Origin of the sequence: Pseudomonas meliae (assembly GCF_001400515.1) — a bacterium.
Lineage (GTDB): Bacteria > Pseudomonadota > Gammaproteobacteria > Pseudomonadales > Pseudomonadaceae > Aquipseudomonas > Aquipseudomonas amygdali.
Genome location: NZ_LJQT01000251.1, coordinates 9069 through 32158, shown reverse-complemented (window position 1 = coordinate 32158; position 23090 = coordinate 9069). Strand labels below are relative to the sequence as shown.

The window sequence follows — 23090 nt, the reverse complement described above, 5'->3', positions numbered from 1 at the left end:
TGCTCGGAGCTTCCTTAGCGTCATGTACGAACTCTGTTTGATATCAAGAAGCGGGCTGCGTGGGGGCAGCTGATAGTTGCCGTATTGGCGAGATGAATTCTAGGCCTGTTGCATGGCGACATATATAAAGACTTTGGATAAGCGCTTTCATCAAAACGGTAATAATCCGGGGGGGCGCTTGACGCTCCGGTCCCGCCGGTAATACCAACGTCGAATGGCCCCACCGGGTGGGGCGGGATACAACGGGTGCATAAAACAACAACTATCCACCGAGGTAACCAAGATGAGTGCAGCTTCCCTGTACCCCGTCCGCCCAGAAGTCGCAGCGACTACGCTGACGGATGAAGCGACCTACAAGGCCATGTACCAGCAGTCGGTGGTCAACCCTGATGGTTTCTGGCGTGAACAGGCTCAGAGCCTCGACTGGATCAAACCTTTCAGTGTGGTCAAGCAAACCTCGTTCGACGACCATCGGGTCGATATCAAATGGTTCGCCGACGGTACGCTGAACGTTGCCTATAACTGCCTGGATCGCCATCTGGCAGAGCGCGGCGACACGATTGCGATCATCTGGGAAGGCGATGACCCTTCCGAGCACCGTGAAATCACCTACCGCGAGCTACACGCCGAAGTCTGCAAGTTTGCCAACGCACTGCGCGGGCAGGACGTGCACCGTGGTGACGTCGTCACTATCTACATGCCGATGATCCCCGAGGCTGTGGTCGCCATGCTGGCGTGCGCCCGGATCGGTGCGATCCACTCGGTGGTATTCGGCGGTTTCTCGCCGGAAGCACTGGCTGGCCGGATCATCGATTGCAGTTCCAAGGTGGTCATTACTGCGGATGAAGGCCTGCGCGGTGGCAAGAAGACTGCGCTCAAGGCGAATGTCGACCGTGCACTGACCAATCCGGAAACCAGCAGCGTGCAGAAGGTCATCGTCTGCAAACGTACCGGTGGCGAAATCGAGTGGAACCGTCATCGTGATATCTGGTACCACTCGCTTCTGGAAGTGGCCTCCAGCACCTGCGCGCCAAAAGAGATGGGGGCCGAAGAGTCGCTGTTCATCCTCTACACTTCGGGCTCCACCGGCAAACCCAAGGGTGTGTTGCACACCACCGCAGGTTATCTGCTTTATGCGGCGCTGACCCACGAGCGTGTGTTTGACTACAAGCCGGGCGAAATCTACTGGTGCACCGCCGACGTCGGCTGGGTCACCGGGCACAGCTACATTGTCTATGGCCCCTTGGCCAATGGTGCAACCACACTGCTGTTTGAAGGTGTGCCGAACTACCCGGACATCACGCGTGTGTCGAAAATCATCGACAAGCACAAGGTCAATATCCTCTACACCGCGCCGACCGCGATCCGCGCCATGATGGCCGAGGGCACCAAGTCTGTTGAAGGTGCCGACGGTTCCAGTCTGCGCCTGTTGGGTTCGGTGGGCGAGCCGATCAACCCGGAAGCCTGGGGCTGGTACTACAACACCGTTGGCAAACAGAACTGCCCGATTGTCGATACCTGGTGGCAGACCGAAACCGGCGGCATTCTGATCAGCCCGCTGCCAGGCGCAACAGCGCTGAAACCGGGCTCGGCAACACGTCCGTTCTTCGGCGTGATTCCGGCGCTGGTGGACAACCTGGGCAACCTCATCGAGGGCGCGGCCGAAGGCAATCTGGTGATTCTCGATTCCTGGCCGGGTCAGTCACGCTCGCTGTATGGCGATCACGACCGTTTCGTCGACACCTACTTCAAGACCTTCCGTGGCATGTACTTCACCGGTGACGGTGCCCGTCGCGATGAGGACGGCTACTACTGGATCACCGGGCGCGTAGATGATGTGCTCAACGTTTCCGGCCATCGCATGGGCACCGCAGAGATCGAAAGCGCGATGGTTGCGCACCCGAAAGTCGCCGAAGCCGCAGTGGTCGGTGTGCCGCATGACTTGAAAGGGCAGGGCATCTACGTCTACGTGACCCTCAACGGTGGCGAAGAACCGAGCGATGCCCTGCGCACTGAGTTGCGCAACTGGGTGCGCAAGGAAATCGGTCCGATTGCTTCGCCTGATTTCATCCAGTGGGCGCCTGGATTGCCGAAGACTCGTTCGGGGAAGATCATGCGCCGTATCCTGCGCAAGATTGCAACCGCTGAGTACGATGCGCTGGGTGACATCTCGACGCTGGCCGATCCGGGTGTGGTGCAGCACCTGATTGACACGCACAAGACCATGAACGCTGCCTGACCGCTCATTGACTGAGCGCGCCTCGTCCGGTGAACGCCGGGCGGGGCGCTTTTGTTTGTGCGGCCCGGTATCGGAAACGAGATATATATCGGTTTGTTACGGGTTTACACGGCGTTGTCGGACGGTGCTTCATTGTGGGACGTTTTCTGGCTTTCTTGTAGGAAGCTGAGACGCATCAGGGCGTTTCATCCGCCATATGGAACGCTGGGCTTGCCGGATTAGAAGGGTTTGCCAATAATGGGCGCGCTTTTTGCTGTTATGACAGGTTTAGCTGGCTCTGCTGGGTCAGCAGAAATATGTTTCGTCAATAGCTGGTAGTGGGTTTTTCGGTGCATCTGTAACTAGTTGTCGCATTGAAGAAATATCGACTTCGAGCCTGTCGTTAAAATGCCCGTCATTCGCCGAAGGTCCGTGAGCCACCAATGCGGTGTCACGCCCCCGGCGTCGCTCTCCCCCCGAGATTGTCCTTTCGCACATTGGGCGCTTGCTCACTTTGCCACTTGTCGTGCTTTACCGATGGAGTCCTGGAAATGAAGAAGCTCATGCTTATTGGCGCGATGGCGTTGTCCGTGCTCGCCCAGCCAATCTTTGCTGATGAAAAACCGCTGAAAATCGGCATCGAAGCGGCTTACCCTCCGTTCGTTTCCAAGGCTCCGGATGGCAGCATCGTCGGTTTTGACTACGACATCGGCAATGCGCTGTGTGAAGAAATGAAGGTCAAGTGCACCTGGGTCGAGCAGGAATTCGACGGCCTTATCCCTGCACTGAAAGTGCGCAAGATCGACGCGATCCTTTCGTCCATGTCGATCACCGACGACCGCAAGAAGTCTGTGGATTTCACCGGCAAGTACTACAATTCCCCGGCCCGTCTGGTCATGAAAGACGGCACCGTTATCAGCGACAGCCTGGCGGAACTCAAGGGCAAGAAAATCGGCGTGCAGCGCGGTTCGATCCATGAGCGTTTCGCCCGTGAAGTTCTTGCTCCCAAGGGTGTGGAAGTGACGCCGTACGGTTCGCAGAACGAAATCTACCTGGACATCGGTGCGGGTCGTCTGGACGGCACCATCGCCGACGCCACCCTGCTGCAGGACGGTTTCCTGAAGACCGACGCAGGCAAGGGTTACGCGTTCACAGGTCCATCGTTTACCGACCCGAAATACTTCGGTGACGGCATCGGCATCGCCGTGCGCAAGGGTGACAAGGCCAACCTTGAGCGCCTGAATGCCGCCATTGCAGCCATCCGTGCCAACGGCAAGTACAAAGCGATTCAGGACAAATATTTCGACTTCGATATCTACGGCAAGTGAGTCGTCATACCGATCCTGATCAATGGCGCAAACAGAATTGCCTGGCTTGCGCCATTTTTATTCCACGCTTGAGGACCGCACATCATGTTGAAAGGTTACGGAGCTGTCATCCTCGAAGGTGCCTGGCTGACGTTGCAGCTGGCCCTGTCGTCGATGGCTCTGGCGATCGTTCTCGGTCTGATCGGCGTGGCGCTTCGTCTGTCGCCGGTACGCTGGATTGCCTGGCTGGGCGATCTGTACAGCACGGTAATTCGCGGCATTCCCGATCTGGTCCTGATATTGCTGATTTTCTACGGCGGTCAGGACCTGCTTAACCGCGTTGCGCCGCTGCTGGGTTTTGATGACTACATCGATCTTGACCCCTTGCTGGCCGGGATCTGCACTCTGGGCTTCATTTTTGGTGCCTATCTCTCGGAAACCTTTCGCGGTGCGTTCATGGCCATCCCCAAGGGGCAGGCCGAAGCAGGCATGGCGTATGGCCTGAGCAGCGGCAAGGTGTTCTTCCGCATTCTGGTGCCGCAGATGATTCGTCTGGCGATCCCCGGTTTCACCAATAACTGGCTGATCTTGACCAAGGCCACTGCACTGATTTCCGTGGTCGGCCTGCAGGACATGATGTTCAAGGCCAAGCAGGCGGCCGATGCCACCCGCGAGCCTTTCACCTTCTTTCTGGCGGTTGCAGCGATGTACCTGGTGATTGCCAGTGTGTCGCTGCTCGCCTTGCGTTACCTCGAAAAACGCTACTCGGTAGGCGTGAGGGCGGCTGACCTATGATCTTTGACTACAACGTGATCTGGGACAGCCTGCCGCTGTACTTCGGCGGTTTGTTGACCACCCTGAAACTGCTGGCGATTTCCCTCGCGTTCGGGTTGCTCGCGGCGTTGCCGCTGGGCCTGATGCGGGTCTCGAAAAACCCTTGGGTCAATATGCCGGCCTGGCTGTACACCTATGTGATCCGCGGCACGCCGATGCTGGTCCAGCTGTTCCTGATCTATTACGGGCTGGCCCAGTTCGACGCGGTGCGCGAAAGCTTTTTATGGCCTTGGCTGTCCAGTGCTACGTTCTGTGCCTGTCTGGCGTTCACTATCAATACCAGCGCCTATACAGCCGAGATCATTGCCGGCAGCCTCAAGGCCACGCCGGCCGGTGAAATCGAGGCTGCGCGGGCCATGGGCATGTCGAAGGCCAAAATGTATCGGCGCATTCTGCTGCCGTCGGCCTTGCGCCGGGCGCTGCCGCAGTACAGCAACGAGGTCATCATGATGCTGCAGACGACCAGTCTGGCCTCCATCGTGACCCTGATCGACATCACCGGCGCTGCCCGCACGGTCAACGCGCAGTTCTACCTGCCGTTCGAGGCTTACGTTACCGCAGGCGTTTTCTATCTGTGCCTGACATTCATTCTGGTGCGGCTGTTCAAAATTGCCGAACGCCGCTGGCTGGGCTATCTGGCCCCACGGAAGGTCTGAAATGCAAAGAATCGATCATGTATTGCCGTGGAGCACCCTCGGCACCGAACGCACGCTGAGTGTCTTTCGCTTCGGCACTGGCGAGCGAAAAGCCTACATTCAGGCCAGTCTGCACGCAGACGAACTGCCCGGCATGCGCACCGCCTGGGAGTTGAAGAGACGCCTGACCGAGCTGGAACAGCAAGGCGCGCTCAAGGGCGTCGTCGAGCTGGTGCCGGTGGCCAACCCGCTGGGGCTGGGGCAGTTGCTGCAAGGTGCGCACCAGGGGCGTTTCGAGTTCGGCAGCGGCAAGAATTTCAACCGTGACTTCACCGAGCTGAGCGAGCCGGTCGCCGAGTTGCTGGAAGGCCAGTTGGGCGATGACCCGCGCGCCAATACCCAATTGATTCGTCAGGCGATGATGACTGCACTTGAAGGCTTGCCTGCCGCGCAATCGGAGTTGCAAGGCATGCAGCACATCCTGCTCAAGCATGCCTGCATCGCTGATGTGGTGCTGGATCTGCATTGCGATGCCGATGCCGCGCTGCACATGTATGCCTTGCCACAGCACTGGCCGCAATGGCGCTCGCTGTCGGCGCACCTGAATATTCAGGTGGCACTGCTGGCCGAGGATTCCGGTGGCAGTTCCTTCGATGAAGCCTGTTCGCTGCCGTGGTTGCGTCTGTCACGGACCTTCCCGCAGGCGCAGATCCCGCTGGCGTGTCTGGCGACCACTATCGAGCTGGGTGGTCAGGCCGACACCGGCAAGCCTCAGGCGCAAGCGCACGCCGAAGGCATTCTGGCGTTTCTGGCCGAACAGGGTTTTATCAGCGGTGACTGGCCGCAGCCGGCACATCAAGCCTGCGAAGGTCTGCCATTCGAAGGTACCGAATTGCTCTATGCGCCGCATCCTGGCGTGGTGACATTCCTGCGTGCCGCAGGCGATAAAGTCGAAATCGGCGATGCGCTGTTCGAAGTCATCGACCCGCTGTCCGATCAGGTCAGTACCATTTGTGCGAATACTGCCGGGGTGCTGTTTGCCATCGAGCGGCTTCGTTACGCTCAACCAGGTTTCTGGCTGGCCAAAGTGGCGGGGCGCACCGCGCTGCGTCATGGACGTCTGCTCAGTGATTGACCGTTCTGTGGGAACCCAAAGCATGAACAAACTGGAAGTGCAGGACCTGCACAAGCGCTATGGCAGTCACGAAGTGATCAAGGGCGTGTCCCTGACCGCCAAAGCTGGCGATGTCATCAGCATCATCGGCTCCAGCGGCTCGGGCAAAAGCACCTTTCTGCGCTGCATCAACCTGCTCGAACAGCCCCATGCCGGCAAGATCCTGCTCAACAACGAAGAGTTGAAGCTGGTGCCGAACAAGGACGGCGGTCTGAAAGCTGCCGACGCCAGACAGTTGCAGCGCATGCGCTCACGTCTGTCGATGGTGTTCCAGCACTTCAACCTGTGGTCGCACATGACGGCGCTGCAGAACATCATCGAAGCGCCGGTTCATGTTCTGGGCGTGTCGAAAAAGGAAGCGCTGGAAAAAGCCGAGCACTACCTGGCCAAGGTCGGCGTGTCCCACCGTAAGGACGCTTATCCAGGACACATGTCCGGTGGCGAGCAGCAGCGTGTGGCCATTGCCCGCGCGCTGGCGATGGAACCTGAGGTGATGCTGTTCGACGAGCCTACCTCGGCGCTCGACCCTGAACTGGTTGGCGATGTGCTCAAGGTCATGCAGGGGCTGGCTCAGGAAGGCCGGACCATGGTGGTGGTGACTCACGAAATGGGCTTTGCCCGGGAAGTCTCCAACCAGCTGGTTTTCCTGCACCAGGGTGTGGTTCTGGAGCGTGGTGACCCGCGCGAGGTACTGGCAGACCGAGCGTCTGCAGCAGTTCCTGTCCGGCAGCCTCAAGTGACGATCGGCATCGCATGGCGATGCCTTTTTACGGCAGAACAGGGCATGCTGCGCGACGCGCGACATGACCTGGATGTTCCAGATCGAGCCATCTTCTGAGGCTCGGCTTTTGCGGCAATACGTATCGGATGTCCCAATGACTGCCCATCGAATAGGTTTTCTCGTCTGGCCTGGCACCAAAGCCCTGACTCTGGCACTTGCCGAGGAAGCCTTGCGTGTCGCTCAGCGCGTTCATCCTGAAGTGGTCTACGAATTGTCGTTTCTACAGGCCGAGGCAGGGGAGCCGACAGCGGTTGCCGGCGCCTGGCAATTGCCGGGCGAGCCCTGGACCGGGCGACTGGACGGTTTTCAGAAGCTGTTTCTGCTCGCTGATGAGCCTCCGGTAGCTGTGGCCCCGGCGCTGGGCAGCGCGCTCAAACAACTGGTGCGTGCCGGCTGTTCGATTGGCGGGCTGTCGGCGGGCGTTTATCCGCTCGCGCAACTGGGCCTGCTGGACGGCTATCGCGCTGCCGTGCACTGGCGCTGGCAGGACGACTTCGCCGAGCGCTTCCCCAAGGTCATCGCCACCAGCCATTTGTTCGACTGGGACCGGGATCGTCTGACCGCCTGCGGTGGCATGTCGGTGTTCGACCTGCTGCTGGCGGTGCTGTCTCGCGATCACGGTGCGGAACTGGCCGGGGCGGTTTCCGAAGAGCTGGTGGTCGAACGCATTCGCGAAGGCGGCGAGCGTCAGCGCATTCCGTTGCAGAACCGTCTGGGCTCCAGCCATCCAAAGCTGACCCAGGCCGTACTGTTGATGGAAGCCAACATCGAAGAGCCGTTGACCACTGACGAAATCGCCCAGCACGTGTGTGTGTCGCGCCGTCAGCTGGAGCGAATCTTCAAGCAGTACCTCAACCGTGTACCCAGTCAGTATTACCTGGAGCTGCGCCTGAACAAGGCGCGTCAGATGTTGATGCAGACCAGCAAGTCGATCATTCAGATCGGTCTTTCGTGCGGTTTTTCCTCGGGGCCGCATTTCTCCAGCGCCTACCGCAACTTCTTCGGTGCCACGCCGCGTGAAGACCGCAACCAGCGACGCAGCAGCAGCCCGTTCGAACTTTCACCGGTGCCTGCCGAACGCGGTTGATTGTCTTGTCGCGATAGAAGTGCTGCCGCGACAGCTCTGGTCCAGACAGGCCGGCCTCAATCCGTTTAAACTGCGCCTTTGTGACGCAATATGTCGCATTGCCGAAAACCTTGAAAAAAGCCGGTTTTGCGCTGTAACAAGTTGTCGCCTGGCGGCAAGGCCGAACACAATTCAGTCCTTACAATCTTCCCATCGCTCGCCAGTTTCAGGCAGGCGTTCCTCATCAGGAGACTCCGATGTCCGTTGAGCATGCTGCGGTGCAACGCGCCGATTTCGACCAGGTAATGGTCCCCAATTACGCCCCGGCCGGGTTCATTCCCGTGCGCGGTGCGGGCTCCCGGGTCTGGGATCAGGCGGGACGCGAACTGGTGGATTTCTCGGGCGGGATCGCCGTCAACGTATTGGGCCACTGCCATCCGGCGCTGGTCGGTGCCTTGACCGAGCAGGCCAATAATCTCTGGCATGTGTCCAACGTCTTCACCAACGAGCCAACCCTGCGTCTGGCCAAAAAGCTGGTGGATTCAACCTTCGCCGAGCGCGTGTTCTTCTGTAACTCGGGTGCTGAAGCCAACGAGGCGGCCTTCAAGCTGGCGCGCCGAGTGGCGCACGACCTGCACGGCCCGGAAAAATACGAAATCATCGCGGCGCTGAACAGTTTTCATGGCCGCACCCTGTTCACTGTCAGCGTCGGTGGCCAGCCGAAATACTCCGATGGTTTCGGGCCGAAAATCACCGGCATCAGCCACGTGCCGTACAACGACCTTGAAGAGTTGAAAGCGGCTGTTACCGACAAGACCTGCGCCGTGGTGCTGGAGCCGATTCAAGGCGAGGGCGGCGTGTTGCCGGGCCAGCTGGAATACCTGCAGGGCGCGCGCAAGCTGTGTGACGAGCACAACGCGTTGCTGGTATTCGATGAAGTGCAGAGCGGCATGGGCCGTAGCGGTCATCTGTTCGCCTACATGCATTACGGCGTGACCCCGGACATCCTTTCCAGCGCTAAAAGCATCGGTGGCGGCTTCCCCCTGGCGGCCATGCTGACCACTGAAAAACTTGCCAAACACTTTGCGGTCGGCGTTCACGGCACCACGTATGGCGGCAACCCGCTGGCCTGCGCGGTCGGTGAGGCGGTGATTGATGTCGTCAATACGCCTGAAGTGCTGGCTGGCGTGCAGCGCAAGCATCAGCAATTCAAGACCCGCCTGGAGAGCATCGGCCAGCAATATGGCGTGTTCACCGAAGTGCGCGGCCTGGGCCTGTTGATCGGCTGCGTGCTGTCCGACGCCTGGAAAGGCAAGGCCAAGGACATTTTCAACGCCGCTGAAGCCCAGGATCTGATGATTCTGCAGGCCGGTCCCGACGTGATCCGTTTCGCGCCGAGCCTGGTGATTGAAGACGCAGACATCGAAGAAGGCCTGAACCGCTTCGAGCGTGCCATCGCCAAGCTGACGTCCTGATTCATCCGCTTTATCCCGGTGTCTGCCTGATCGGCAAACACCGGACATTTTCCTGTGCTGTGCGGCATGATGCCGTGTGGTGCTTTTACCAGTGCCGGCGTAAATGCCGGTCGATCTACAAGGAGTGGCACCATGCTGGTGATGCGCCCTGCGCAAATGGCTGATCTGGCCGAGGTTCAACGCCTCGCTGCCGACAGCCCTATCGGTGTCACGTCCTTGCCCGACGATGCTGGCCGCCTGACCGACAAGATCGGCTCGTCGGAGGCATCATTCGCCGCCGAGGTCAGCTTCAACGGCGAAGAAACCTACTTTTTCGTGCTCGAAGACAGCGAAAGCGGCAAGCTGGTGGGCTGCTCGGGCATTGTTGCTTCGGCGGGCTACTCCGAGCCGTTTTACAGTTTTCGCAACGAAACCTTCGTGCATGCTTCCCGCGAACTGAAGATCCATAACAAGATCCATGTTCTGTCCCAGTGTCACGACCTGACCGGTAACAGCCTGCTGACCAGTTTCTACGTGGTCCCGGAGCTGGTTGGCACTGCTTGGTCGGAGCTCAACTCTCGCGGCCGCCTGCTGTTTGTTGCCAGTCACCCCGAGCGTTTCGCCGATTCGGTGGTCACCGAGATCGTCGGTTACAGCGACGAACAGGGAGATTCGCCATTCTGGGATGCCATCGGGCGCAACTTCTTCGATCTCAACTACGCCGCTGCGGAGCGCCTGTGCGGGCTGAAAAGCCGGACCTTCCTCGCCGAGCTGATGCCGCATTACCCGATCTACGTGCCATTGCTGCCTGACGCTGCGCAGGAGGCCATGGGTCAGGTGCATCCGCGTGCGCAGATCACCTTCGACATCCTGATGCGCGAAGGCTTTGAAACCGACCATTACATCGACATCTTCGACGGTGGCCCGACCCTGCATGCCAAGGTATCCGGAATCCGGTCCATCGCGCAGAGCCGTCTGGTGCCGGTCAAGGTCGAAACCGCGCAAAGCAGCGATGTCGGCACAGGCGGGCGTCTTTATCTGGTTGCCAACGGCCTGTTGCAGGATTACCGCGCGGTGCTCCTGGAACTGGACTGGGCACCTGGCAGACCGGTGGTGCTGAGCCTGCAGGCCGCCGAAGCACTGGGCGTTGGTGAAGGTGCCAGTGTGCGGATCGTCGCGGTCTGAGCCAGACGTTCGATAGCCGATTAGCGAGTTTCAAGGCTCTCGATGAGCCGCTGAGGAGATAACATGATCGTTCGTCCTGTACGCAGCAGTGACCTGCCTGCGCTGATCGAGCTGGCGCGCAGCACCGGTGCCGGTCTGACGACACTGCCCGCCAATGAGCAGCGTCTCGCGCACCGGGTAGGCTGGGCTGAAAAGACCTTTCTCGGAGAAGCCGAGCGTGGCGATGCCGACTATCTGTTCGTGCTTGAAGATGACGATGGCCGGGTGGTCGGTATATCTGCCATCGCCGGGGCGGTCGGCCTGCGTGAGCCCTGGTACAACTACCGGGTCGGCCTCACGGTCAGTGCTTCGCAGGAACTGAACATCTACCGGGAAATCCCGACCCTGTTCCTGGCCAATGATCTGACCGGTAATTCCGAGCTGTGCTCGCTGTTCCTGCACAGCGATTCGCGCAACGGCCTCAATGGCCGTCTGCTGTCCAAGGCGCGCATGCTGTTCATCGCCGAATTTCCGAAACTGTTCGGTAACAAGATCATTGCCGAGATGCGTGGCATGTCCGACGAGAATGGCCGGTCGCCGTTCTGGGAAAGTCTGGGTCGGCATTTCTTCAAGATGGAATTCAGCCAGGCCGATTACCTGACCGGTGTTGGCAACAAGGCATTCATTGCCGAGTTGATGCCCAAATTTCCGCTTTATAGCTGCTTTCTTTCCGAAGACGCACGCAATGTGATCGGCCGCGTGCATGCCGACACCGAGCCTGCGCTGACCATGCTCAAGGGCGAAGGGTTCTCGTATCAGGGTTACGTCGACATCTTCGATGCGGGACCTGCCATCGAGTGCGAGACCGGCAAGATTCGCGCAATCAAGGACAGCCAGGCGCTGGTACTGGCCATCGGCACGCCAGGTGACGATGCGCCACAGTTTCTGATTTACAACCGCAAGCGTGAAGACTGCCGCATTACGGTAGGCGCTGCGCGTTTCGCCGCTGGCACGCTGGTGGTTGCGCCACAAACCGCCAAGCGGCTGCGCATGAGTGCAGGCGACAACGTGCGCGCCGTGCCTTTGTCTGCGGCGCGGGAGGGCGTTTGATGAGTACCCTCTACATTGCAGGTGCATGGCAGGCCGGGCAGGGCGAGCTGTTCCATTCGTTGAACCCGGTGAGCCAGCAAACGCTCTGGTCCGGGCAGGCTGCTACGCCAGAACAAGTCGATTACGCGGTGCAGGCTGCGCGTCAGGCATTTCCCGGCTGGGCGCAGCGCTCTCTGGATCAGCGCATTGCTGTGCTGGAGGCCTTTGCTGCCAGTCTCAAGGGCCGCGCCGACGAACTGGCGCATTGCATCGGTGAAGAAACCGGCAAGCCTTTGTGGGAGTCAGCGACCGAAGTAACCAGCATGGTCAACAAGATTGCCATCTCGGTGCAGAGCTATCGCGAACGAACCGGCGAAAAGAGCGGGCCGCTGGGCGACGCCACGGCAGTATTGCGTCATAAGCCACATGGCGTGGTCGCGGTGTTCGGGCCGTACAACTTTCCTGGTCATCTGCCTAACGGGCACATCGTTCCGGCCTTGCTGGCGGGCAATACGGTAGTGTTCAAGCCCAGCGAACTGACGCCGAAAGTCGCCGAACTGACCGTCAAGTGCTGGATCGAAGCCGGGTTGCCTGCCGGTGTTCTCAACCTGCTGCAAGGCGGGCGCGAAACCGGTATCGCACTGGCTGCCAACCCAGCCATCGACGGGCTGTTCTTCACCGGCTCAAGCCGCACCGGTGATGCGCTGCACCAACAGTTCGCCGGACGTCCCGACAAAATTCTCGCGTTGGAAATGGGCGGTAACAATCCACTGATCGTTGATCAGGTTCAGGACATCGACGCAGCGGTTTACACGATCATTCAGTCGGCGTTCATTTCCGCAGGCCAGCGCTGCACCTGTGCGCGTCGCCTGTTGGTGCCCGAGGGCGACTGGGGCGATGCCTTGCTGGCGCGACTGGTTGCCGTCAGCGCGACTATCGAGGTGGGGGCGTTCGATCAGCAGCCGTCTCCGTTCATGGGCTCGGTCATTTCGCTGGAGGCCGCACGCGCCTTGCTCGACGCGCAGCGCGAGCTGCTCGCCAACGGCGCGCTGACTCTGTTGGAAATGCGCCAGCCGCAGCCCGGCGCCGCGCTGCTGACGCCGGGCATTATCGATGTCAGCGCGGTGCCGGATCGACCCGACGAAGAGCTGTTCGGCCCGCTGCTGCAGGTCATTCGCTACGCCGGTTTTGACGCCGCCATCGCCGAAGCCAACGCCACCCGTTATGGCCTGGCCGCAGGTTTGCTCTCGGACTCCGAAGCGCGTTATCAGCATTTCTGGCTGCACAGCCGTGCCGGGATCGTCAACTGGAACAAGCCGTTGACCGGAGCCGCCAGCAGCGCTCCGTTCGGCGGGGTCGGTGCCTCGGGCAACCACCGCGCCAGCGCCTATTACGCGGCCGATTATTGCGCCTATCCGGTGGCTTCGCTGGAGGCGGACAGCCTGACGCTGCCTGCGACACTGACCCCCGGTATCAGGCTGAGCTGACAGTGCGCACGATTGCTTATAAAAACAGATCCACGGAGCCTTGCCGATGAAGTCCTGTGAAGTGAATTTTGACGGTCTGGTCGGGCCAACCCACAACTACGGCGGGTTGTCCTACGGTAACGTTGCCTCCCAGAGTAACAGCCAGCAAAGCGCTAACCCGCGTGAGGCGGCGCTGCAAGGCCTGGCAAAAATGAAGGCGCTGATGGACCTGGGTTTTACCCAAGGCGTGCTGGCACCGCAGGAACGTCCTGATGTGTCCGGCCTGCGCCGTCTGGGCTTCACCGGCAGCGATGAGCAGGTGATTGAAAAGGCGGCCCGTCAGGACATGCCGCTGCTGGTCGCCAGTTGCTCGGCATCCAGCATGTGGGTGGCCAACGCGGCCACGGTCAGCCCCAGTGCCGACACTGCCGATCGGCGCGTGCATTTCACGGCGGCCAACCTCAACTGCAAATACCACCGCAGCATCGAGCATCCGACCACCACTCGCGTGCTGGGCGCCATGTTCGCCGATGCAAAGCATTTCGCTCATCACCCTGCGTTACCGGCTGTCGCGCAGTTCGGTGATGAGGGCGCTGCCAACCACACCCGTTTCTGTCGTGATTACGGCGAGGCTGGGGTCGAGTTTTTCGTGTTCGGTCGCAGTGCGTTCGACACGCGCTACCCGGCGCCGCAGAAGTACCCGGCCCGTCAGACCCTGGAGGCGTCACGCGCCGTTGCGCGGCTGCACGGTCTGAGCGAGGCCGGCGTGGTCTATAGTCAGCAGAACCCGGCGGTCATTGATCAGGGTGTGTTCCATAACGATGTGATTGCGGTCGGCAACGGTGAGGTCTTGTTCTATCACCAGGACGCATTCCTCAATACCGAGCCGATGCTCGATGAGCTGCGCGACAAACTCAGTCGTGTCGGTGGGCAGTTGCGGGCTATTTGCGTACCGCGTGCCGAGGTCTCGGTTCAGGATGCCGTGCGCTCCTATCTGTTCAATAGCCAGCTGTTGTCGCGGCCCGATGGCTCGATGCTGCTGATCGTGCCGCAGGAGTGCCAGGCTAATGCGAGCGTCTGGGCTTACCTGCAACGGCTGATTGCCGATGACAGCCCGGTTGCCGAGGTCAAAGTGTTCGACCTCAAGCAAAGCATGCAGAACGGCGGCGGCCCTGCATGCCTGCGACTGCGTGTGGCGCTCAAGGAAACCGAGCTGGCAGCGGTGAACCCAGGCGTGATCATGACCGCGCCCCTGTATGACACGCTGACGCAATGGGTCGACAGGCACTACCGTGATCGCATGAGTGAAAACGATCTGGCCGATCCCCGATTGCTGAGCGAATGCCGTACGGCATTGGATGAACTGACGCAAATCCTTAAACTGGGTGCCGTCTATCCGTTTCAACTGAATTGAAACACCCTGCGCGCCGGGCAAATGTCTGGCGCATGATTTCTTTATCTAGAGCATTCCTACTATGAGCGACGCCCTGCAACTGATCCTTGAAGACACCGATGGTACCCAGCTGGAAACTTCTTGCACCCGCGTAGCCATTATCTGGCAGGGCAAGGAACTGTGGATTCAGCAGGATGGCCGTGGCCAATTGCTGATCGGCGTTGACGTCGAAGAAGACGATGCCGAGTACGCCAACCTGCTGCTGCGCCCGTTGGCAACCAACCTGGTCAGCCTGCAACTGGAAATGGAACCAGCCGACGCAGGTGCCGACGAAGACGGTCACGTTCACGGCCCTGACTGCAACCACTAAGGAAGTTGCCCTATGCTCGCCCTCGGCAAACTGCTTGAACTGACCCTGGCTGGACGTGAGCCAGCGGAAAAGACTCAACTGACCGTCGAAGGCGTGCGGATGCGATGGATGGGCGAGGGGGCTCTGGAGGTCCGCCCGCCGGAGGTTCGTGACAATGGCACGGACCTGCTGCTATCCGCCGGTATTCATGGCAACGAGACTGCACCCATCGAGCTGCTGGATGAACTGATCCGCAGCATCGCGCGCGGCGATCTTAAACCGCGCGCACGTATTCTGTTTCTGTTCGGCAATCCCGACGCCATGCGGCGCGGTACCCGGTTTGTCGAGCAGGACGTCAATCGGCTGTTCAACGGTCGTCACGAGCAAAGTGGCGGTGCAGAAGCCCTGCGTGCCTGCGAGCTGGAGCACCTGGCCGCCAGCTTTTTCAGCCTGCCGGATCGCTACCGCCTGCATTACGACCTGCACACTGCCATTCGCGGTTCGAAGATCGAGCAGTTCGCGCTGTACCCGTGGAAAGAAGGCCGTCAGCACTCGCGTCTCGAACTGGCCCGGCTGCGTGCTGCGGGGATGAGTGCGGTGTTGTTGCAGAACAAGCCGTCCATTGTGTTCAGTGCCTATACCTACGATCAACTGGGTGCCGAGGCCTTCACGCTGGAACTGGGCAAGGCCCGGCCGTTCGGCCAGAACCAACAGGTCAACCTTGCGCCGCTGCGTCTGCGTCTGGAGCAGATCATCGAAGGCCGCGAGCCCGAGCTGGATGAAAATCTTGAGGGGTTGCAACTGTTCAGCGTGGCACGCGAAGTCATCAAGCGTACCGATGCGTTCACGTTCAACCTTGCCGATGCTGTAGAAAACTTCTCACCGTTGGAAAAGGGCTACGTGCTGGCCGAAGACGCGGGCGGTTCACGCTGGGTGGTAGAGGAGGGCGCGAGGATCATCTTCCCCAACCCGAAAGTCAAAAACGGCCTGCGGGCGGGGATTCTGATTGTGCCGACTGATGCGGGTAGCCTTGGCTGATCGCTGGGCACCCTCAAGATCGGACGCAGAGCGTCCAGAACGGCGTTACCACGCTGGAGCGTGGGAACGATCAGCCCGAATATCGTGCGACGCTCTGCGTNNGCGTGAGGAACGATAATCTCAACTATCGTGCGACGCTGCAGCGTGAGGAGCGATAATCTCGACTATCGTGCGACGCTCCGCGTCGGCAGGCCGTTCTGGACGCTCTGCGTCCTCTTTGCGACATAAAACCTGCGCAACGAGAGTCGTCCTGAAGAACGCCTCTCGTGCCGCTGCTACGCGTTTCAGCAGGCCGCTTTTTGCTGAGCGTCCAGGCGACGCAGGCTGCGTACCTTGTTCAAGGTGTCAGCGCAGGTCTTGGCCGCTTCTTCGCCTTTGTGCGAGAAGTGATCGAAGAAGAACTTCTGATGTTCTTCGCCCGCATGGAAGTGGTGCGGCGTCAGGACCACGGAAAACACCGGTACTTCGGTTTCCAGCTGGACCTGCATCAGCGCGCTGACCACTGACTGCGCAACGAATTCGTGGCGATAGATGCCGCCGTCCACTACCAGTGCAGCGCCGACGATGCCAGCGTAGCGGCCGGTATTGGCCAGCAGTTTTGCATGCAGCGGAATTTCGAAGGCACCGCCCACTTCAAAGATGTCGATGTCACTTTCCGCATAGCCATGATTGGCCATCTCGGCGATAAAACCTTTACGGCTTTGATCGACAATATCCTTGTGCCAGCAGGCCTGGATAAAGGCGACGCGTTCGTTCGGGTGGTTTTTGCTTTTGCTGTCGATTGCAGTAGGTTGCACGTGTTCTGACTCCTGTTTATGGAAAAAACAGGGCGTTTGGATCGAAAGGGATTCAAGTCGCGTAGGAAAGCCTCCTGAACGATGTCGTTCATGATGAGGTTTTGCAGACGTTCTTGCAGACACCAATCCCGCTCTCTCTTCATCCGGACTATGACCGTCGGCCCCGGAATCACACCGGGTCTGCTGACCTTGCCGATCGCCAGCCAAAGCTGCGACCCCCAAGCGCTCGCGGGCTAGACGCATTGCGCGCCATTACCGCCGGTGGGGAATTGCACCCCGCCCTGAGAACGTTGCCGGCACTTTACGTGGCCGGCGCAGGATTTTTATCACAGTTCGCCGGATCATGCATGGACACTTTCGTACGGTGCACCTACCTTTTTCTTATAAGGGCACAGAGTATCGAGAGCGGCGGTGCTTGATTATCATGTACCGCGTCTTCAGTAATGCCTTGTTGCAAGCCAAAGGTTGCATGCATTATCGATCTTCAACTTCAGGGAGCTTTTTCGTGACTGTCATCGATCTGCGCAGCGACACAGTGACTCTGCCTACGGCCGGTATGCGCGATGCCATGGCACGTGCGCCCGTTGGCGATGACGTCTACGGTGAGGACCCAACCGTCAACCTGCTCGAAGCGACGCTCGCCGAGCGCCTCGGGTTTGATGCTGCGCTGTTCGTGCCGTCAGGCACCATGAGTAATCTGCTGGCACTGATGGCGCACTGTGAGCGTGGCGATGAATACATCGTCGGCCGGCAGGCACACACGTATAAGTACGAAGGCGGCGGTGCAGCGGTACTGGGTTCCATCCAGCCGCAGCCACTGGACGTGCAGGCCGATGGCTCGCTGGACCTGAAGCAGGTGCTCGACGCCATCAAGCCCGATGACTTTCACTTTGCCCGCACACGCCTGCTGGCCCTGGAAAACACCATGCAGGGCAAGGTGCTACCGTTGGAATACCTGGCCGCCGCACGCACACTGACGCTGGAAAAAGGCCTCGCCCTTCATCTGGACGGCGCACGGCTGTACAACGCATCGGTCAGGCTGGGCGTCGATGTCCGCGAGATTACCCGGCACTTCGATTCTGTTTCGGTGTGCCTTTCCAAGGGCCTGGGCGCACCGATCGGCTCGGTGCTGTGCGGATCGCAGCCATTGATCGCCAGAGCGCGTCGCCTGCGCAAGATGCTCGGTGGCGGCATGCGTCAGGCCGGAGGGCTGGCTGCCGCAGGGCTCTACGCGCTGGATAATCAGGTCGAGCGGCTGGCGGATGACCATGCCAATGCAGCGTTTCTGGCCGAGGGCCTGAGCGGGTTCGGCTACGCTGTCGAGCCGGTGCAGACCAACATGGTCTACGTGCAGATCGGTGAGCGCGCTGCATCACTCAAGGCGTTCTGCGCCGAGCGTGGCATCGTACTCACGGCCGCACCGCGGCTGCGCATGGTGACCCACCTGAATGTGTCGCGTGCGCAGGTTGAACAGGTCATCGCTGCATTTGCAGCCTTTGAACACTCATGAGATGACGATAATCCAGTTAGTTGTTTCTATCGCACAAACACACTGTACCGAGGGCGCAACGCCTATATAATGCGGCCCTTTGCCGTCGCTACGTCATTTGACGTTTTGCACTTGCCTCTGGCCGCAGTCTCCGTGGAAGAACCTATGAAAAGCGCAGAAATCCGTGAAGCCTTCCTTGGCTTCTTCGAAGAGCAAGGCCACACCCGTGTTGCTTCAAGCTCCTTGATTCCGGGCAATGACCCAACCCTGCTGTTCACTAACGCAGGCATGAACCAGTTCAAGGATTGCTTCCTGGGCCAGGAAAAACGCGCCTACACCCGCGCCGTTACCAGTCAGAAATGCGTGCGTGCCGGTGGCAAGCACAACGACCTGGAAAACGTCGGCTATACCGCTCGTCACCACACTTTTTTCGAAATGCTGGGCAACTTCAGCTTCGGTGACTATTTCAAGCGTGATGCCATTACCTACGCCTGGACCTTCCTGACCTCCGAGAAATGGCTGAACCTGCCCAAGGAAAAGCTTTGGGTCACGGTCTACGCGACCGACGACGAAGCCTACGACATCTGGACCAAAGAGATCGGCGTGCCTGCCGAGCGCATGGTTCGTATCGGCGACAACAAAGGCGCACCTTACGCCTCCGATAACTTCTGGACGATGGGCGATACCGGGCCATGCGGTCCTTGCAGCGAGATTTTCTTCGATCACGGCCCGGAAATCTGGGGCGGCCCGCCAGGCTCGCCGGAAGAAGACGGCGACCGTTACATCGAAATCTGGAACAACGTATTCATGCAGTTCAACCGTACGGCTGATGGCGTGTTGCACCCACTGCCCGCGCCCTCGGTCGATACCGGTATGGGCCTGGAGCGTGTCAGTGCCGTTCTGCAACACGTACATTCCAACTATGAAATCGACCTGTTCCAGAGCCTGCTGGCTGCGTCGGCCAAGGCCATTGGTTGCAGCAATGACAACCAGGCTTCGCTGAAGGTCGTGGCGGACCACATCCGTTCTTGCGGTTTCCTGATCGCAGACGGCGTGCTGCCTTCCAACGAAGGTCGTGGCTATGTGCTGCGCCGCATCATTCGTCGCGCCTGCCGTCACGGCAACAAGCTGGGTGCCAAGGGCAGCTTCTTCTACCAGATCGTTGCGGCGCTGGTGGCCGAAATGGGCTCTGCGTTCCCTGAGCTGGTGCAACAGCAGTCGCATATCGAGCGCGTGCTGAAAGGTGAAGAGGAACAGTTCGCCAAGACCCTTGAACAGGGTCTGAAAATTCTTGAACAGGATCTGGCTGACCTCAAAGGCACCGTGGTGCCGGGTGAAGTCGTGTTCAAGCTGTACGACACCTACGGTTTCCCGATGGACCTGACGGGTGACATCGCCCGCGAGCGCAATCTGACCCTGGACGAAGCCGGCTTCGAGCGTGAAATGGACGCCCAGCGCGTGCGCGCCCGTTCGGCCAGCTCGTTTGGCATGGACTACAACAGCCTGGTCAAGGTCGACGTCGCCACGCAGTTCACCGGTTACTCTGCAACGACTGGCAGCGCCAGCGTTGTGGCGCTGTATAAAGAAGGTCAGTCGGTCACTCACCTGAATGAAGGCGAAGAGGGCGTGGTGATTCTCGACACCACCCCGTTCTATGCCGAATCAGGCGGTCAGATCGGCGACAGTGGTTTCCTGCATGCCGGTGATGTGCGTTTTGATGTCAGTGACACCACCAAGACTGGCGGTGCGTTCCTGCACCACGGTGTTGTGGCGTCCGGCAGCCTGAGCGTTGGCGCACAGGTTGAAACACAGGTGGCCGATGAAGTTCGCGATGCAACCAAATTGAACCATTCGGCCACTCACTTGCTGCACGCCGCATTGCGTCAGGTGCTGGGTGAGCATGTTCAACAGAAAGGCTCGCTGGTCGACAGTCAGCGCCTGCGCTTTGACTTCAGCCATTTCGAGGCGATCAAGCCCGAGCAACTGCGTGCGCTGGAAGATATAGTCAACGCCGAGATTCGCAAGAACACCGAGGTAATGACCGAAGAAACCGATATCGACACGGCGAAGAAGAAGGGCGCCATGGCGCTGTTCGGCGAAAAGTACGGCGACAGTGTTCGTGTACTGAGCATGGGCGGCGAGTTTTCCGTCGAGCTGTGTGGTGGCATTCACGCCAGCCGCACCGGTGACATCGCGCTGTTCAAGATCGTCAGTGAAGGCGGTGTCGCTGCAGGTGTGCGGCGTATCGAGGCGGTTACCGGTGCTGCTGCGCTGGCCTGGCTGAATGCAGCCGAAGATCAACTCAAGGAAGCCGCGACGCTGGTCAAAGGCAATCGCGACAACCTGCTGGACAAGCTGACGGCTGTGCTTGAGCGCAACCGTCTGCTGGAAAAACAACTGGAACAACTGCAAGCCAAGGCAGCCAGTGCCGCCGGCGACGACCTGTCGTCTGCCGCGCTGGATGTCAAAGGGGTCAAGGTTCTGGCTACGCGCCTGGATGGCCAGGACGGCAAGGCGCTGCTGGCGCTTGTCGACCAGTTGAAGAACAAGCTCGGCCGCGCAGTGATCCTGCTCGGCAGTGTTCATGAGGACAAGGTTGTCTTGGTCGCAGGCGTGACCAAGGACCTGACTGGCCAACTCAAAGCCGGTGATTTGATGAAGCAGGCGGCTGCCGCTGTCGGTGGTAAAGGCGGTGGACGTCCTGATATGGCTCAAGGCGGTGGTGTCGATGCAGGTGCGCTGGATTCAGCGCTGGCACTGGCCGTTCCTTTTGTAGAGCAGGGTATCTGAGTCGAGTCTGCAGGCCTGTCGATTGCCGGCAGGCCTTGCAAGGATTTGAATGGGTTAATGGGTGCTCTTAACGGGTTCTGAGGCGGCTTTGAGATGGCTTTAATCGTACAGAAATTTGGCGGCACCTCGGTGGGCTCTGTAGAGCGCATCGAGCAGGTGGCCGACAAGGTCAAGAAATTCCGTGAGGCTGGAGACGACCTTGTGGTCGTGCTGTCAGCCATGAGCGGCGAAACCAACCGTTTGATCGAGCTGGCCAGGCAGATCAGTGATCAGCCGGTTCCCCGTGAACTGGACGTGATCGTTTCCACTGGGGAGCAGGTCACCATCGCGCTGCTGGCGATGGCGCTGATGAAGCGTGGCGTGCCTGCGGTGTCCTACACCGGCAATCAGGTCCGTATCCTCACCGACAGCGCGCACAACAAGGCGCGCATCCTGCAGATCGACGACCAGAAGATTCGCTCCGACCTGAAAGCCGGTCGTGTGGTGGTGGTCGCCGGTTTCCAGGGCGTCGATGAGCACGGCAATATCACGACTCTCGGCCGTGGCGGCTCTGACACCACCGGTGTCGCACTGGCCGCAGCGCTGAAAGCTGACGAGTGCCAGATCTACACTGACGTCGATGGTGTGTACACCACCGACCCGCGTGTCGTGTCGCAGGCTCAGCGCCTCGACAAGATCACCTTCGAAGAGATGCTGGAAATGGCCAGCCTCGGGTCCAAGGTGTTGCAGATCCGAGCGGTCGAGTTCGCCGGCAAATACAACGTCCCGCTGCGCGTTTTGCACAGCTTCAAAGAGGGGCCGGGCACCCTCATTACAATCGATGAAGAGGAATCCATGGAACAGCCGATCATTTCCGGCATCGCCTTCAACCGCGATGAAGCCAAGCTGACCATCCGTGGTGTGCCAGACACCCCCGGCGTAGCGTTCAAGATTCTCGGCCCGATCAGCGCGGCCAATATCGAAGTCGACATGATCGTGCAGAATGTCTCGCACGATAACACCACCGATTTCACCTTCACGATCCATCGCAACGACTATCAGGCGGCCTTGCAGGTGCTTGAGACTACCGCGCGTGAGATCAGCGCTCGTGAAGTGTCCGGCGATACCAAGATCGCCAAGGTGTCCATTGTCGGCGTCGGCATGCGCTCGCACGCAGGCGTTGCCAGCCGTATGTTTGAAGCATTGGCCAAGGAGAGTATCAATATACAGATGATCTCCACGTCGGAAATCAAGGTTTCCGTGGTCATCGAAGAGAAGTATCTGGAGTTGGCTGTGCGCGCGTTGCACACAGCTTTTGAGCTGGATGCTCCGCGGCAGGGTGAGTGACCCTGTCGTCGAAGGGCGCGGTCTGACCGCGTCTTTCGGGTGCTGCGCAGAAAGGCTGTGGTTTTCTTTGCGTTAGTCGATACACAGGTAAGGGTTGTGGCCTTGTGCTACAGGTCGATGCCTACTGGTTTGCAGACTGTTGTCCCTGAATAAAGGCGTAAGGAGAAAAGTATGCTGATTCTGACTCGTCGGTGCGCGGAAAGCCTGATCATTGGTGACGGTGAGATTACCGTGACCGTGCTCGGAGTGAAGGGTAATCAGGTGCGTATTGGTGTCAATGCGCCCAAGGAAGTCGCTGTCCACCGTGAAGAGATTTACCTTCGCATCAAGAAAGAGAAGGACGAAGAACCAAGCCATTAATTTTTATTGAATTTTTGGTTTGCAAACGGGGAAAAGGGTGGTTATTATACGCCCCGTGTTGCGGAGAGCTGGCCGAGTGGCCGAAGGCGCTCCCCTGCTAAGGGAGTACACCTCAAAAGGGTGTCGGGGGTTCGAATCCCCCGTTCTCCGCCATTATTTATGTAGTGCGTAAGATTGGGCTTGATCGGTAAGTTGTTGAATTTACTAGAAAAAGTGCTTGACTAAACAATTTTACGACCTATAATGCGCGGCACCAATATATGCACTCGTAGCTCAGCTGGATAGAGTACTCGGCTACGAACCGAGCGGTCACAGGTTCGAATCCTGTCGAGTGCACCATATAACGAAAAGCCCACATCG

General features: G+C 59.3%; 18 protein-coding genes, 2 tRNA genes, 1 pseudogene and 1 riboswitch. Of the genes and pseudogenes, 20 read left to right on the top strand and 1 reads right to left on the bottom strand.

Annotated features, from left to right (window positions below; all coding sequences use genetic code 11):
- The first annotated feature begins 283 nt into the window (after positions 1-283).
- The 14 genes and pseudogenes from acs to astE all read left to right on the top strand — a co-directional run bounded on the left by acs (position 284) and on the right by astE (position 15968).
- Entirely contained in the window at positions 284-2239 is a 1956-nt protein-coding gene (gene acs, locus ALO64_RS11415; protein WP_044344453.1) for an acetate--CoA ligase, read from the top strand.
- A gap of 530 nt (positions 2240-2769) precedes the next feature.
- The gene (locus ALO64_RS11410) at positions 2770-3546 is read left to right on the top strand and encodes an ABC transporter substrate-binding protein (RefSeq protein ID WP_044344454.1); all 777 of its coding nucleotides are present in this window, start codon (positions 2770-2772) and stop codon (positions 3544-3546) included.
- An 84-nt stretch (positions 3547-3630) separates the two neighbouring features.
- Complete coding sequence (locus ALO64_RS11405) at positions 3631-4320, top strand: ABC transporter permease (protein ID WP_044344455.1); 690 nt, start codon at positions 3631-3633, stop codon at positions 4318-4320.
- Positions 4317-5015, top strand: a complete 699-nt coding sequence (locus tag ALO64_RS11400) for an ABC transporter permease (protein ID WP_002554441.1) — start codon at positions 4317-4319, stop codon at positions 5013-5015. The genes ALO64_RS11405 and ALO64_RS11400 overlap by 4 nt, the downstream gene beginning before the upstream one ends.
- Before the next feature lies 1 nt (position 5016).
- Positions 5017-6129 (top strand): succinylglutamate desuccinylase/aspartoacylase family protein, encoded by a 1113-nt coding sequence (locus ALO64_RS11395; protein ID WP_044344456.1) that lies wholly within the window; start codon positions 5017-5019, stop codon positions 6127-6129.
- A 22-nt stretch (positions 6130-6151) separates the two neighbouring features.
- Positions 6152-6908, top strand: a pseudogene (locus tag ALO64_RS11390) (ABC transporter ATP-binding protein).
- 135 nt (positions 6909-7043) lie between these two features.
- Positions 7044-8036 carry a transcriptional regulator ArgR gene (argR, locus tag ALO64_RS11385; RefSeq protein ID WP_044344457.1) on the top strand — a complete coding sequence of 331 codons (993 nt, stop codon included), beginning with the start codon at positions 7044-7046 and terminating at the stop codon, positions 8034-8036.
- 236 nt (positions 8037-8272) lie between these two features.
- Positions 8273-9490, top strand: coding sequence for an aspartate aminotransferase family protein (locus tag ALO64_RS11380; protein WP_044344458.1), 1218 nt, complete (start codon positions 8273-8275; stop codon positions 9488-9490).
- Positions 9491-9622: 132 nt separating this feature from the next.
- Positions 9623-10654, top strand: coding sequence for an arginine/ornithine succinyltransferase subunit alpha (gene aruF, locus ALO64_RS11375; RefSeq protein ID WP_002554436.1), 1032 nt, complete (start codon positions 9623-9625; stop codon positions 10652-10654).
- Positions 10655-10717: 63 nt separating this feature from the next.
- Positions 10718-11743 (top strand): arginine N-succinyltransferase, encoded by a 1026-nt coding sequence (gene astA, locus ALO64_RS11370; protein ID WP_044344459.1) that lies wholly within the window; start codon positions 10718-10720, stop codon positions 11741-11743.
- The gene (gene astD / locus ALO64_RS11365) at positions 11740-13209 is read left to right on the top strand and encodes a succinylglutamate-semialdehyde dehydrogenase (protein ID WP_161794693.1); all 1470 of its coding nucleotides are present in this window, start codon (positions 11740-11742) and stop codon (positions 13207-13209) included. The genes astA and astD overlap by 4 nt, the downstream gene beginning before the upstream one ends.
- Positions 13210-13255: 46 nt before the next feature.
- Positions 13256-14602: an N-succinylarginine dihydrolase gene (astB, locus tag ALO64_RS11360; protein WP_005731379.1), complete on the top strand. Its 1347-nt coding sequence runs from the start codon at positions 13256-13258 to the stop codon at positions 14600-14602.
- A gap of 61 nt (positions 14603-14663) precedes the next feature.
- A complete protein-coding gene (locus ALO64_RS11355) occupies positions 14664-14951 on the top strand; it encodes a hypothetical protein (RefSeq protein WP_005731381.1) in 288 nt (95 codons plus the stop codon).
- Positions 14952-14963: 12 nt separating this feature from the next.
- A complete protein-coding gene (gene astE / locus ALO64_RS11350; RefSeq protein WP_044344461.1) occupies positions 14964-15968 on the top strand; it encodes a succinylglutamate desuccinylase in 1005 nt (334 codons plus the stop codon).
- A gap of 284 nt (positions 15969-16252) precedes the next feature.
- On the opposite strand, the gene ALO64_RS11345 is transcribed toward astE, so the two are convergent.
- On the bottom strand, positions 16253-16765 hold the full coding sequence (locus ALO64_RS11345) for a 6,7-dimethyl-8-ribityllumazine synthase (protein ID WP_002554430.1): 513 nt from the start codon (positions 16763-16765) through the stop codon (positions 16253-16255).
- Between the two features lie 126 nt (positions 16766-16891).
- A riboswitch (FMN riboswitch) is annotated at positions 16892-17058 on the bottom strand.
- A 212-nt stretch (positions 17059-17270) separates the two neighbouring features.
- Here ALO64_RS11345 and ltaE point away from each other — a divergent pair.
- From ltaE to ALO64_RS11315, 6 genes are all read left to right on the top strand, one after another.
- Positions 17271-18275 (top strand): low-specificity L-threonine aldolase, encoded by a 1005-nt coding sequence (gene ltaE / locus ALO64_RS11340; RefSeq protein ID WP_044344462.1) that lies wholly within the window; start codon positions 17271-17273, stop codon positions 18273-18275.
- A gap of 144 nt (positions 18276-18419) precedes the next feature.
- Positions 18420-21044 (top strand): alanine--tRNA ligase, encoded by a 2625-nt coding sequence (alaS, locus tag ALO64_RS11335; RefSeq protein ID WP_005731385.1) that lies wholly within the window; start codon positions 18420-18422, stop codon positions 21042-21044.
- Between the two features lie 93 nt (positions 21045-21137).
- A complete protein-coding gene (locus tag ALO64_RS11330; RefSeq protein ID WP_005731386.1) occupies positions 21138-22370 on the top strand; it encodes an aspartate kinase in 1233 nt (410 codons plus the stop codon).
- Between the two features lie 171 nt (positions 22371-22541).
- The gene (csrA, locus tag ALO64_RS11325) at positions 22542-22730 is read left to right on the top strand and encodes a carbon storage regulator CsrA (protein ID WP_002554426.1); all 189 of its coding nucleotides are present in this window, start codon (positions 22542-22544) and stop codon (positions 22728-22730) included.
- A 62-nt stretch (positions 22731-22792) separates the two neighbouring features.
- Positions 22793-22883, top strand: a tRNA-Ser gene (locus ALO64_RS11320).
- A 109-nt stretch (positions 22884-22992) separates the two neighbouring features.
- A tRNA-Arg gene (locus ALO64_RS11315) sits at positions 22993-23069 on the top strand.
- Positions 23070-23090 lie beyond the last annotated feature (21 nt).